Source organism: Fuerstiella marisgermanici (assembly GCF_001983935.1).
GTDB classification, from domain to species: Bacteria; Planctomycetota; Planctomycetia; order Planctomycetales; family Planctomycetaceae; genus Fuerstiella; species Fuerstiella marisgermanici.
Genome location: NZ_CP017641.1, coordinates 3,439,277 through 3,452,510 on the forward strand (window position 1 = coordinate 3,439,277; position 13,234 = coordinate 3,452,510).

Consider the following 13,234-nt stretch of genomic DNA (forward strand, 5'->3'; position numbering starts at 1 on the left):
GGCGGCTTGCAACTTTTATTCTGAAGCACTGAATTCAAGCAAAGAGTTTATAACGGGATCGTTACAGAGCCGGGCCGTCGGTCCGTAAAACAAACCATGCAACCCACAACCATCAACAACGCAGAACATTTCACGCTGGAAGGCCCATTCGGGTGGCCGGTCGCCGCGTTCGTTTTACTGCTGTTGCTGGCGTTGTTTACGTTTTCGCTGTGGCGAGAACGATTCATCCTTGGTCAGAAAAATACGGTGCTGTTTTGGATCCTTCGAGCCGCCGCACTGGCCGCCGTTGTCTGGATGATTCTGGCACCCGCAAACATCCGCGTTGAAACGGCAACGACTCGGCAGTCCGTTGCCATCATCACTGACGTCAGTGGTAGTATGAGAACCATCGACCCGCCCGGCACTGCCGACGAAATTCACTGGGTCGCTGCACAATATGGCGACGGCGATTATGCCGCCATCAAGGCCGCGGACCAGGCGGTTGTTGCCGCTGGCATTGCTGAGCGCCACCTGCAAACGGCTGCCGCGGCCTTAACCGAACATCAGCGGGAAAGCATCGTCGTGGAATCCACCGGCGCTGCCAGTGCAGCGTTGGATCGAGTCCGTGAGAACGTTGCCGCTGTCGAAGGTCAATATGGTGGGCCGGTCTCACAGAACGCGGGCACACGAAAACAATTGCCATTGGCCTCGCGGATATCGAAGTCGCTGGATGGACCGGAGTTCGAAACCTTCTCAAAACTTGCAGCCGCGTTAAGCAAAGGCCGAACGCCGTCACAGAAGGGTTGGCGAGAAAGTCTGCCGGACCTGCAGCATCGTGTGGCTGGAATTCGCCGGCAACTCAACGAACTGGCTCGCGATGTCGCCGAAGAGGGAACTCAGCGAGCTGGCCGCAGCACTACGAATGCTCTCACGTCGTTTCAGCAGACGCCACGACTCACGCGAGCCACGCGTTTATTGGCGTCGCTGCACGACAGCGTCCTGACTCCATTGCAGGAGAAGGCAGACGTGCGCATATCGTCGTTTGATCAGTCGCTCACGCGCGTGACCAGCCAGGACGATCCAGCCACTGAAATCACTTCGCGGCTTCCGGCGGCAGACGAGGAAGGCAACATCAAAGTTAATCAGATCGGAACCGATCTTTCGGCGGTTCTGGAACAACTTAACCGTGACCGACTGGAACAACCGCTTGCCGCCGCTTTCATTTTCACCGACGTGGGGCACAACCGATCCACCGCTGTTAATCCACGCGATGTGGCGGCCGACCTGAAAGGCACTCCGATTTACATCGTGCCGATCGGCAATACTCAGCACGTGCGAGACGTCATTCTGCAGTCGGTCTTTGTGCCCAATGTGGCAATGAGAAACGACGACATCGTGATCGAAGCGACTTTGCAGGCTCACGACTGTGAAGGCGAATCCTGTTTCGTTCAGTTGATGCAGGACGGCGAAGCGATCGACCAACGAGTGGTCGAAATTGATTCCGGTTTCGCAACTCGCAAAATTCGCTTCGAACAGAAAATGTCAGAAGTCGGCGTGCAGCAATTTCAACTGGCGATCAGTCCGCTGGAAGGCGAGCTAACGGATAAGAACAACTTCGACGAGTTCGAGGTCAACGTGACTCGCAGCGACATTAAAATTCTTCTGGCAGACGAACTGCCGCGTTGGGAATACCGCTATCTGGCTCAGTTATTTCGGCGCGATCCCAAAGTCGAATGTGATGAACTCCTGTTTCAGCCTCGCCAGATCGCAACCGGTCGACGGCAGGAAAGCGGCACGTTTCCGACCACCGTGGAGGAATGGGACCAGTACGACGTTGTGATCCTCGGAGATCTGGCACCCAACCATCTGTCGGCGGCGTCTCAGGAATCTCTGATTGAATACCTCAAAGATCGCGGCGGTACGGTCGTGTTGATTGCCGGTTCGTCGGCAATGCCTCAGGCCTACGTCGATCATCCGCTGGAAAGTATCGTGCCTGTGTCGCCGGTCGCTGACGACCAGAAAGGCATCGCCGATTCGGGATACGCGTTCCATGTGACGGAAGAAGGCCGCGATCACAACGCACTGATGATCGGCGACACCGACGAAGCAACTCGTAACGCATGGAACTTCGTGAATCAGGTGTCTCCGATCTATGAAGTGAACGATTGGCGACAACCACGAGCTTCCGCTCACACGCTGATCTCCGCCGTGCCGCACGGAACACTCGACCCGGAGTATGCTGCAAGGCAAAACGCTTTGCTCTGTTGGCAACCGGTAGGTCGAGGAATGACCGTGTATCTGGCGGCACCGGACACATGGCGACTGCGACTGCTGCGAGGCGACCGTTTGCACTATCGTTTCTGGGGGCAATTACTTCGCTGGGCCATCGCAGCAGACCTGTCGGCGGGATCAGAAGCGGTCCGGATCAAGTCGGACAAAAGTCGCTACACCAGCAATGAACCTGTGCAGGTTGTCGTAAGACTCACGGACAAAGATGGCGTGCCGGTGGTTGCGGAAGGCCTGCAGGCGGTTGCGAAACGCGACGATGATCAGCAGTCTAGTCCCATTGTCGCAGACGCAGAAATTCCCGGTCAGTACCGCGGTGCCTTTCGCAATCTGGCCGCCGGGGTTTACAGCGTTCAGGCGGTTGGTGCCGACGTTGACAAGCTTCTGCAGGACAGCGAGCAGGAAGCGTCAACAGCCAGTTTTACGGTTCAGGCCGAGCTGCCGGTCGAGTTACTCGACACACGCTGCGACCGCGCCTTGGCGCAGCAGATTGCGAACATCACTGGCGGGCAGGTGCTGCCGCCAACAGCAGTTGAAGAAGTCTTAAGCCTGACGAATCTGGAACCAGAAGTCACGGAAAGAATCGAAACAACGCCTCTTTGGCTGCAGTGGAAATATTTGTGGCTCGTGTTTGGCTGCCTGCAGACCGAGTGGATTGTGAGAAAGTGGAAGGGGCTTTCGTGAGGAGATTCGTCTCTGCCGCACGAAGGCAAAAGGGGCACGCGAGTTCCCCGGTTTTGAACGATAGCGAATTTATCAGAGCTAAGATTACCTGACTGGAATTAGCAGGCTGACGCCCACCACGCGTCAAGCCGGAGTACGAATCATGTCCAGAGTCATCGAAGATATCGCGTTTCCTTCCGCCATCCGCGAAAAGCTGCAGAGTATTCGTTGGCGAGGGGCGGGGCTGGCCTGTTGTCGAGCTGCCGCGTTCAGTCTTGCCGTCTTATTGGCTGCAATGTTCGTCGCGATGATGGCAGATTGGTGGTTCACCATCTTCGACACCACAGTCCGGATGATCTTAACGACGGTCTCACTGTCGTTGGCATGTGCGACGCTGCTGTACTTTGGCTTCCGTCCAGTGGTCGAAGCGTTCGGTTGGATGTCGGCCGCGAAAAGTGTCGACGACGAAATCCCTCAACTGGAAGAACGTTGGACAACCATCGCCAGTTTTGCGAAGTCTGCCCGCAAGCCAAAGTCCAAAACCGAAAAGGCCATGCTGCAGCAGGTGACCAGCGAAGCCGTGGCCATGGGGGCACTGGTCAGACCTCAACAGGTCGTGCGTCCCGCAGCCTTGAAGCAACCGATCACCTTATTGACTGTTGCAGCCTTGGGATTCACGGCATTTTTGGCGACCAACTGGTCTCAGACGTCAGTGCTGCTACGGCGATTCTGGCAACCAACGGCTGCAATCACGGCAACTCAGTTGGAAAGTGTCACGGGCGATGCAACGGTTCCTCGCGGTGAATCGGTGGAACTGGTGACTATGCTCTCCGGTCTGCCGCGTGAATCTGCAACGTTCACAATGGAAAGCGTCGGGGCGCAGCCGGAGATCGTGCAATTGAAACCTGACGAAGACCGCCCCGGTTTCTTTGTTTGCAACGTCGATGTTGACGACACGTTTCGGTATCGCCTTCAGGCAGGGGATGGTCGCACGGAGTGGCACACGGTTTCAGCCATCGACTATCCATCGCTGGCTGAGGTGCAGTTAACGGTCACCGCTCCTGAATACGTCGGTCAGGCTCCGATTGAAAAGACGCTGATTCCCGGACGCCTAAGAGCCATTCAGGGAAGCATGCTGTCGCTGGCGATGAAGCCCCACGCGGCTCTCACGCATTTCGAACTGCAATTGGAATCGCCCGCAGAAATCGCGGAAGCGAAAGACGTGACCGCTAAGCCGGAAGTGATGAAAGACACAATCGTCCTGAAGCCAGACGCCGATGGCTGGTATCGTTTTGAGACGCCTCTGTTGGAAGACTTTTCCTTCAGTCCTCACTTCAGCAATGAGCACGGGCTGATCAATGAAGACAGCCGCGTTTGCCGCATTCGTGTGGTGGCAGACAAGGCTCCGGTGGCTCGAGTCATCACGCCGAACGACGAAATGGCAGTCAGCTTGGACGAAGAAATCGAAATCAAGTTTGAAGCTCACGACGATCACGGCATTGCCACTGCAGAACTTGTGATTTACAACGAAGCCAAGGAAGGTGAAGAACCGAAAATCCTGGCAGTGCAGGAAATTCCGCTCGGCGATCAAACGATGCAGAAGCACGTGATGGCCAAAACCAAGCTTGATCTGAAGGAACTGGGGCTCGAAGACGGCGCGAATATTAGTTACTCGATTCGAGTGACGGACAACCGAATGATGGAGATCGATCCGGATGACATGCGGAAACAACTCGCATCGACGGAAGCTCGCCCGGGCGAAGCCCCCGAGGATAGACTGGAGGGGCGCGCCGAATCTGAGACCGAAGAGGGTGTGGGCAAACGCGTGGCTGAAGTTGGGGAAAGTCCTCGCCAGGAAGGCAAAACTTCTGTAGACGCCTCAACTTTGGTCGCAGGGACGAGCAACAACGAAGAGGCTGTGGACGACAAAAGCTCACCGACTTCAAATGACACGAACAACGCTGCAAACACGAAAGGCGACGAGTCCACCGATTTGGCGGTCGCAGAAACTGCGGAGGCGGATTCCGCGCAACGCCAGCTCATGGCTGCAACGGATGTCGAGACCGGCAGCAGTGACAAGAGTGAGACGATAGCAACTGACGACAACAAGCCCGTAGACGGTTCAGGCGGCGAAAACGAAGCCGCCGACACTAAAGATGACGGAAAGCTGGCCGCCGATTCAGACGTGGCAAAATCAAACGATGCCAAAAAGGCCGTCGAGTCCGCGGAGAATCCTGGCGACCGAAAAATGCCTGCCGAACAGGAGACACGCAATGACAACGCTGCTGAGTCAACCGCTCAACAGGGCGAAATATCGTCAGGTAAAAACGGGGCCGCTGACGAAAAGCCTAAGTCAGATACCGCTATCGCGGTGGTAGACGGCAAACCCGCCAAACAAGGTGGCAACCAGAAAATGCCGCAGAATGACAGCGCAGAAAACGACGGCAAAAACTCGTCTGGCAGCAGCAACGCTCCGCAACCGAAGGATCGCAGAAAGAACGACCAGCCGAAAACTTCCATGAGTTCCCCCATTCGCCAAACGGCTCAATCGAATGATGGCCAGCGTCGTGAAACAAGCCGGCGTCGTTTAAAGGTCACTAAACGGCTGTTCGCTGTCGCATCGGCCGAAGATGAACGCCGAAAGCAGAGTGGCAAGATTCGAGATCGAGTTGTCAAGATTGACGAAATGCTGGCGAAAGTGGAAGAAGGTCTCGGCCTGCTGGTCAACAAGGCAGCTCCGGAAGCGGAACGCAGTGATCGCTATCGAGACCTGGACATTCGACTGGACGAAATCGAAACATACATCGCAGACCTTCGCATTGAAACACAGGACGACAAGTTTGCGTTTGTGGGCCTGCAGATGGTCGACATCGGTCGAACTCATGTCACGCCCGCTCGTGATCGTGTCTTCGTGTCGATCCGCCAACCTGACGTCGCTGCCGATACCCACGCCAGGGAAGGGCTGCATCATGTGATCAGTGCACGGGAGCTGCTTAATGACCTGCTGAAAAAATACGACCGAGTAGTTCGCGAACAGAACCTTGCTGACAAGCTGGACGAAGCGGTCACGATGTACGAAGTTTACGTGGAAAAAACTCAGCAGCTGATGCGGGAAGCTCGCCAGAACAGAAATCCGCTCAAACGAAAGATGGACGTCATCGAAGTCGATCAATCGTATCTCGATCGATTCGCGGAAGTTCTGACAATGCGACGCGAGATGATGGCGGAATTCGGCCGCATCCTGGCTGATGATCCGCGTCTGCTTGCCAGATACATGGACCTCATCAAGCGTCGCCGGTCATCGCTTAGAAACCAATTAACAGAACTGTTCGATCGCCAGGATGAGATTGCTCGGGAAGTCAGTGGCTGGCAGCGAGTTCAGGAAGCTCAGCGTGAAAACCTGTGGATGCTGGTGTCAGAGATTCGGCTTCACGCCGCTGCGCCGCTGGCTAAGGATGCAGAAGCGTTCGCAGAGCGCGTCCAAAAGCAGATGCCGCTGATTCTGGATACGTCACGCGGAACTGCCGCTCTGGTTATTGAACACGCAAAGCAGGTCGCTCTGTTATCTCGCGCGTCCTCGCTGGATGCGAAGAAGGCAATCAAAGCGTTGGGAGATGCCGATGCAGAAGTCGAACTCAGTGCGAATGCGAACAAAGTAGTCTACGAACTTAGCGAACTTGCGGCCGCTTTAGACCAACTAAACTTCGAAGGGGAGACCAAGGAAGGCGTGTCGGATTACGTGACCGCTCGACAGACAGAAGCGCGCGTCCTGGCTGACCAGGCCGATGCATGGGCAGAAGCGGCCGGCTTTCTGGAAACTCATAACTACCATGGCCTCGCTCAGGTGGACCAACAGCAAAATGCCATCGCGACGGAACTGCTGCGAGTGGAAATGCTGAACATCGAAACCGAGCTGGAAGATCAGTTCGGCGAATTGGACATGCCGCAGGAAGTTCGCAATTTGGCTCGCGAACTGAACAGAGTCATGGAGGCGATCACTTTCAACCAGGCTGCGGCCGCGTTCGCTCTGTCGAAAGATGACATCAATAAAGCGGCTGACCAACAGGAACGATCGCTCGCCGGTTTCGAAACCGCTGAAGAACTGTTCGACAAACTTCAACGAAAAACGGTCGAAGTCCTGGACGAACGCGAAGGGCAAAATCCATCCGCAGCCGATCTTCAGGATCCGACACTGGACGAGTTTCTTGCTCGACTGGAACGTGAACCCAACATTGAAGCTCAAATGGGAATTCCCAATCGGCCTCGCAATCTACGAGTCCTTGCTGACACGATGACCTGGCAGCAGAACGGTAGCGGGATGCTGGGCGATTCCGGCAACGCAGCCGCTCGCCGAGCAAAACAGGAAATGATGGCGGCACTCAAGCGGAAGGGGGCGAAACCAAAGGACGAACAGGACATCGACGCTCGCGACATGACGGACGAGCAAAAAAGACAGAAGGCGGAAGAGAAGAAGATGCTGGAGGCACTTCAGAGAAAGATGGCTCAGACCATCAAGGAGCTCGAAGAGAAAGCGGCCGACGAAAACACGTCTGCAGAAGACCAACAGAAGCTGCGTCAAAAAACGGAAGCGATGAAGCGAATGTTGCAGCAAATGAATGACAGCGAGATTCCCGAAGACGCATGGGACAAGCTGGCTGAATCTGATGAGGCGTCAGCGATGCTAAAGGCGTTGGCAGCTGGCCAACGCTTGCCGGATTCGCAATGGAACAAACTGATGTCCACGTTGGATGATGGGCTCTGGCAGGTGCGAACCAGAACTCCACCGGAAGATTACCGTCGTCCGATCGAACAATACCAGGACGCGATTCGTCGGTTGACGACGATTGGAGTGGAGGATGAGTAGATTGGTCCGACAAAAAGGCACCCAGTCGCTGAGAAGAGCGGTGATCGCTGTTCGGTCATGCGTCCTGATTTCCAGCTACGCTCTAGTTGTATGCGCCGCAACGGTCGAAGCTCAGGAGGCGACGTCTCCCATCGCACAGTCCTCGAATCTCAGCGCCGCCCTGCCGCCTGGGGAATGGACTCGCGTTGAGGAGTCTGTTGACAAGGGACTCGCGTGGCTGGCCAGTCAACAGGGAGAAGACGGCCGATTCCCGAGTGATGAGATCGCTCAACCGGCCGTGACATCCATGGCCGTCATGGCTTTCCTTGCGCGAGGGCACCTTCCCGACCAGGGACGCTACGGCAGCAACATCACTCGCGCCATCGACTTTGTCTTGTCGACTCAGCGACGACGCGGCTATTTTTCGCTGCTTCCTGTCACACCACCAGCAAGCCATCTCACGCCGTCGCAAACGGTCACGTATAACCACGCCATCGCCGGTCTGATGCTGGGGGAAGTTTATGGAATGACGACCGCCGAACGGTCCAAAGAAATCGAAGTCGCTATTGAAAAGGCGTTGCTTTACCACCGTGAGGTGCAGTCGCGCAAGAAAACAAAATTGCCGGACTTTGGCGGCTGGCGTTACGGGTATCCGGAAACCCCCAACGCGGCGTCCGATATGTCCGTCACCGGCTGGGCGCTAATGTTCCTGCGGTCAGCGAAAAATGCGGAGTTCAACGTCCCCAAGCAACACTTCGACGAAGGACTCGACTTTGTGCAGCGCTGCTACGAACGCGATCCGTCCCTGCATGAAAAAGGTGTGTTCCGCTATCGACCTCTGGCGTCCGATCCCGACGGAAATCCACAAATCACACTGGCCAACACCGCGTCGTCGATGTTGACGCTGATACTGGGAGGCCGCCAGGGACACGAATCGATTCCGGTCGGCATTGCCTGGTTCCGCGAACGTGAATACCCCAAACCCTGGCAGAACAGCTACTTCTATCTCGCATCGTATTACAGTAGCCAGGCGATGGCTCAGGTTGGCGGTGACACATGGAAAGAAATCTTCCCACAGATCGCACGAAACCTGATCAACGAACAAACCGAAGACGGTTCCTGGCCCGTCGGCAGCGGAACGGAACGCAATTTCGGCAGCACCTATTCGACCTCACTGGCGGTACTGGCTCTCACGCCTGCCTATCAACTGTTGCCGATTTACCAACGATAGTCTCCGACGGCGGAACTGTTTCGCCATAACCAATTGCGAGGCCACTTGCTAAATTCAGGTTTGGTCGATCGTTTCGCAACTCCGCGCATGCGAAGGGCCGATGAACTGTTTGAGTTCACCGGCCCCTGCTACACATAGTTGTTAGGCAGCGATCGGTTCAACTTCAGGGAAATCAACTTCCGTTTTTGCCACGTTGTTGAAGAAGTTGGTCAGAACACTGAGACTGATGTGCGCAATCACTTCAGCGACGTCTCCGTCCGAGTAACCTTCAGCGCGGAACTGTTCGAGATCTAAATCATCGATCTGACCGTTTGAAGCCAGAACTCGCTGAACGAATCTCAAGAGCGCATCTGCCTTTGAATCGCTTGCATAACCATTTCGGCTTTCAGCGATCTGGTTTGGATTGAGTCCGACCATCTTCCCGATCGCTGAATGGGCAGCAAGGCAATAGTCACAGCCGTTGTGCTCTGCGACAGCGAGGGCAATCCGTTCACGATCCTTGGCCGTCAATGTGCCGTGGCTCAAAGATTCATTCAGGCTGAGGTAACCTCTTAATGCTGACGGCGAATGCCCCAGCGTTTGCATAAGGTTCGGGACACGGCCGAGTTTCGCGTGCACCTGGTCAAACAGTTTTTTGGTATCGCTGGGGACATTTTCAGTAGGCAGCGTGTTAATACGTGACATTGCGGTTCTCCTATCGGAAAAGGGGTTAAAAAAGCAGACAACTCAGCCTGCGTGATTCAATCGTTATGTGAGTGTTCATTCGACGTTTGGGATTCGGGCGTCAACATTTGGGCGAGCGCCGGGAGCGGGCCAGTGGAACTTGCGGTCAACTTCTTCGATCGCGACATCATTGATGCTCGCTTCTCGTCGTTGCATGAGGCCTTCGTTATCGAATTCCCAGAGTTCATTTCCGTAGGCTCGAAACCATTGGCCTTCCGGATTGTGGTATTCGTACTGGAAACGCACGGCGATCCTGTCGTCAGTGAAACTCCACAGAGCCTTCGTGAGTCGATAGTTGAGTTCCTTGTCCCACTTGCTGGTCAGGAACTTACGTATCTGAGCTCTGCCGCGAACAAACTGATCGCGATTGCGCCACACCGAGTCGTCGGTGTAGGCAAGCGACACTCGATCCGGGTCACGACTGTTCCACGCATCCTCAGCGGCACGGACCTTGGCGGTTGCAGTTTCAAGCGTGAAAGGGGGGCGAATTGCGGGCATGAGTTCTACTCCTGAAAAAGGCAATGTGGACGAATCGCCGCACGGGTGGTAAGACCAAACACTGGGTAATCTTTTTGAACAATTCAGTGAGCCAGACCGGCTCAGACTCTGCCTGCCGAAAACTTCGATGCGTCGAGCGGGTTTGCCTGCGGGCCCAACGATTTTCGTATCAGCCACGTTATTGAGTAAGGTGGTGATTAATCCGAGCACAACATGGGAAATGAGCTCAACACCATTGGTCACAGCGACCCGTGCGGATCCGATTTACGGTGGTTCGAATTGGTACGTTGCATGGGGCTCGACTTTTGCATGATTCGAAGCAGGTAACACAAAAACAGACAGGTCTGTATTGTTAAGGTGCAAAAAAACAAACGAGGAGACCGAAACTACGGTCAGTTGCCCAAAGGCAGTTGCTCTTGGCGGCCCGCATCGACCTGCCTTCCGAGAAAGTTTCTGATCAATGTGGCGATGGTCGCTCCATCCTCTTCCAGGGCGAAGTGGCCCGTGTCGAGAAGATGAAACTCCAGGTTCTTTAAATCACGCTTATAGGGATGTGTTCCTTCAGCAGGAAAAATCTCATCGTTTTTGCCCCAGACGATCAGCGTCGGCGGTTGATGCTTGCGGAAATACTTCTGCCATTTCGGATACAACGGGGGATTGCTGCCGTAGCTATAGAACAGAGCGAGTTGAACTTCCTGATTGCCAGGGCGATCCAGGAGCGGCTGATCATGCCTCCACGTATCCGGGCTGATTGCTTCGATGTCGCGAACTCCGTGCGTGTATTGCCACTTCGTCGCATCGATCGTCAAAAAGGATCGCAGTTGATCGCCCTGCGCTTTGGTGCGGCTCTTCCAATACGCTTTGATCGGCTTCCAGAATTCATTGTCCAGCCCTTCGGCGTAGGCATTGCCGTTTTGGATAATCAGCGCGTCCACTCGGTCTGGGTGTTTTGCGGCCAGCCGAAAACCAACGGGGGCACCATAGTCCATTACGTAGATCGAATACTTTGTCAGTCCTATCTCTTCAGTGAACTGCTCGACCACGTTTGCAAGGTTGTCGAACGTGTAGTCGAAATCCTGCACCGACGGAGCCGAACTGTTGCCGAAGCCAGGGTAGTCCGGGGCCACAACGTGAAACTTGTCAGCGAGCGCTGGAATCAGATTGCGAAACATGTGGGAAGAAGTCGGGAACCCGTGCAGCAGCAACAATGTCGGGGCATCCTTCGGCCCTGCTTCTCGGTAAAAGACGTCCAGCCCACTAACCTTTACGGTGCGATGAAACACCTGCGTGGAGGTGCTCGGCTCATGTGCGATCGCCGTCGTGGACGTGACCGCAACGAGCGAGGAAAGGAAGAAGGTCACAGTTCGGTTCTTCAAGGTTTTCATCGTTCAATTTCCAGGGGTAGTGTGTTGAGAAAATCGGATTCAGTTTGATTGAGACAATTCGTCATGGCATGAGGTCGGCGGTCCCGACAAGTGCGGTGTGCCCCGCATGCATTAGGCCAGCAGCCTGAACTGACACTGATTGCGGCCGAATCGGTGATTGAATCTGAGGCATCAATTTGCTTCTCTGCTAAACAGACAGGTCTGTATTGTAGACGGCAAAAAAAAGAGAAAACTTACGCCCGCTTTCTCGAAACTTTCGATATCAATGCCAAAGCAGCTTCTTTCGCAGTGTCCGCTGACTTCGGTGACTGTTCCATTACAGCGGTAACAATCGCTCCTTCAACCAGTAACGCAATCGCCGGAGCGACGGTCGCGGCCTTTGGGCCGGCTGTTTCCGTGATGATCTCAGTGAGCTTTGCATAGAACTTGACTTTATGTTCGGCTGAAAACTGTGACGCCGCGTGATCCGCATCAGCAAGTTCTACGCAAGCATTGATGAATGCACATCCACGGAAGCCGGGACTCTTGAACCAGTCTTTCAAGGCCGCAAAGAACGCCTCGATGCGATCCATCCCCTTCTTCAAATGCCGCTCCATCCACCGTTCGAACATGTCCCCGAACTTCTCTTCCCGGTAATGCAGGACACCCAGGATCAGATCATCTTTTGACGCGAAGTGGTTATAAAGCGTCATCTTGGCGACTTCCGCTTCGGCAATGATCCGATCGATACCCACGCCCCGAACGCCCTCGGCGTAAAAAAGCCGTTCTGCGGTCTCAAGGATCCGCTGTCGAGCGTCAGATTTTGGTCGTGCCTTACTCATGTCTGAAATATACAGACCTGTCTATATGGCGTCAAGTGGCGTCTATGGAAGTCGCCGAAACATCTAACGAGAACCACTGGAGCCTCGGCTCTTCGCCCAAGGTCTTTTTCTTCCTGCTTGATCAATTTCGGAAAACGTTGTAGCGTTTCTCGTCGGGTTCCGAATTCCGGGGCAGTCACATCGAAGTTCTTGTGTCGCGCTGTTGACATCAGCCCACTCGCATCGACATTGAATCACCTTAAGCCAGACAATTTCACCCGGCGGGTTCAGGACAACCAGGCACCATGGCTAGAGTTGTTCCGGAAAATTAGCGTGAGTATTCCCGCATGCCATTTCCAGAGACACGCGTCACACTGATTCATCGATTAGTCGGCGGCCATGCCGAAAACGATTGGCATCAGTTTATGAGCGACTATTGGCGACCAATTCGCCGGTTTGCCATGCGGATTGGTAAGTTGCAGGCATCCGACGCAGATGATGTCGCCAGCGTTACCTTTCAGATCATTTTCCGAAACCAACTGTTGTTGCGTTGGACGGAAGATCGCTCGGCCAAACTCAGGACCCTGTTATGTTCTGTCGTTCGCCGGGAACTTGCAAATCGCCGCCGGAAGAAGGGGAATCAGCAAGTGCAGTGGGACGGTCAGGGGCCTTCACCGGATTTAGAAGGCCCTTTGAAGTTTGAGGTGCCAGCGGATGAGCGAGACGTATTCGAATCGCTGTGGCTGGATGAAGTCCTGGTACGAAGCCTTGGCAGTATGCGAAATCGGTGACTGCGGGAAGGAAAGATTCATCTTTTCCGCGTACT

At 54.8% G+C, this 13,234-nt stretch carries 8 protein-coding genes; 4 read left to right on the forward strand and 4 right to left on the reverse strand.

Annotated features, from left to right (window positions below; all coding sequences use genetic code 11):
• Window positions 1-96 precede the first annotated feature (96 nt).
• The 3 genes from Fuma_RS12920 to Fuma_RS12930 all read left to right on the forward strand — a co-directional run bounded on the left by Fuma_RS12920 (window position 97) and on the right by Fuma_RS12930 (window position 9,002).
• A complete protein-coding gene (locus Fuma_RS12920; RefSeq protein WP_077024507.1) occupies window positions 97-2,949 on the forward strand; it encodes a hypothetical protein in 2,853 nt (950 codons plus the stop codon).
• A 142-nt stretch (window positions 2,950-3,091) separates the two neighbouring features.
• Complete coding sequence (locus Fuma_RS12925; RefSeq protein ID WP_083732017.1) at window positions 3,092-7,792, forward strand: hypothetical protein; 4,701 nt, start codon at window positions 3,092-3,094, stop codon at window positions 7,790-7,792.
• Entirely contained in the window at window positions 7,785-9,002 is a 1,218-nt protein-coding gene (locus Fuma_RS12930; protein ID WP_077024508.1) for a prenyltransferase/squalene oxidase repeat-containing protein, read from the forward strand. Before Fuma_RS12925 ends, Fuma_RS12930 begins: the two co-directional genes overlap by 8 nt.
• A gap of 141 nt (window positions 9,003-9,143) precedes the next feature.
• Here Fuma_RS12930 and Fuma_RS12935 read toward each other — a convergent pair whose 3' ends face one another.
• The 4 genes from Fuma_RS12935 to Fuma_RS12950 all read right to left on the reverse strand — a co-directional run bounded on the left by Fuma_RS12935 (window position 9,144) and on the right by Fuma_RS12950 (window position 12,429).
• The gene (locus Fuma_RS12935; protein ID WP_077024509.1) at window positions 9,144-9,686 is read right to left on the reverse strand and encodes a carboxymuconolactone decarboxylase family protein; all 543 of its coding nucleotides are present in this window, start codon (window positions 9,684-9,686) and stop codon (window positions 9,144-9,146) included.
• A 75-nt stretch (window positions 9,687-9,761) separates the two neighbouring features.
• Window positions 9,762-10,223, reverse strand: coding sequence for a nuclear transport factor 2 family protein (locus Fuma_RS12940; protein WP_077024510.1), 462 nt, complete (start codon window positions 10,221-10,223; stop codon window positions 9,762-9,764).
• 392 nt (window positions 10,224-10,615) lie between these two features.
• On the reverse strand, window positions 10,616-11,608 hold the full coding sequence (locus Fuma_RS12945; RefSeq protein WP_099091799.1) for an alpha/beta fold hydrolase: 993 nt from the start codon (window positions 11,606-11,608) through the stop codon (window positions 10,616-10,618).
• A 233-nt stretch (window positions 11,609-11,841) separates the two neighbouring features.
• Window positions 11,842-12,429, reverse strand: a complete 588-nt coding sequence (locus Fuma_RS12950) for a TetR/AcrR family transcriptional regulator (protein ID WP_077024511.1) — start codon at window positions 12,427-12,429, stop codon at window positions 11,842-11,844.
• Window positions 12,430-12,755: 326 nt separating this feature from the next.
• Here Fuma_RS12950 and Fuma_RS12955 point away from each other — a divergent pair, with 326 nt between their 5' ends.
• Window positions 12,756-13,199, forward strand: a complete 444-nt coding sequence (locus Fuma_RS12955) for an RNA polymerase sigma factor (RefSeq protein ID WP_077024512.1) — start codon at window positions 12,756-12,758, stop codon at window positions 13,197-13,199.
• Window positions 13,200-13,234: the final 35 nt, after the last annotated feature.

Excerpts from the sequence above, each read along its gene's own strand:
- Fuma_RS12930 (WP_077024508.1), top strand. The coding sequence starts at position 7,785 with ATGAGTAGATTGGTCCGACAAAAAGGCACCCAGTCGCTGAGAAGAGCG.
- Fuma_RS12955 (WP_077024512.1), top strand. The coding sequence starts at position 12,756 with ATGCCATTTCCAGAGACACGCGTCACACTGATTCATCGATTAGTCGGC.
- Fuma_RS12935 (WP_077024509.1), bottom strand. The coding sequence starts at position 9,686 with ATGTCACGTATTAACACGCTGCCTACTGAAAATGTCCCCAGCGATACC.
- Fuma_RS12920 (WP_077024507.1), top strand. The coding sequence starts at position 97 with ATGCAACCCACAACCATCAACAACGCAGAACATTTCACGCTGGAAGGC.
- Fuma_RS12925 (WP_083732017.1), top strand. The coding sequence starts at position 3,092 with ATGTCCAGAGTCATCGAAGATATCGCGTTTCCTTCCGCCATCCGCGAA.
- Fuma_RS12940 (WP_077024510.1), bottom strand. The coding sequence starts at position 10,223 with ATGCCCGCAATTCGCCCCCCTTTCACGCTTGAAACTGCAACCGCCAAG.
- Fuma_RS12950 (WP_077024511.1), bottom strand. The coding sequence starts at position 12,429 with ATGAGTAAGGCACGACCAAAATCTGACGCTCGACAGCGGATCCTTGAG.
- Fuma_RS12945 (WP_099091799.1), bottom strand. The coding sequence starts at position 11,608 with ATGAAAACCTTGAAGAACCGAACTGTGACCTTCTTCCTTTCCTCGCTC.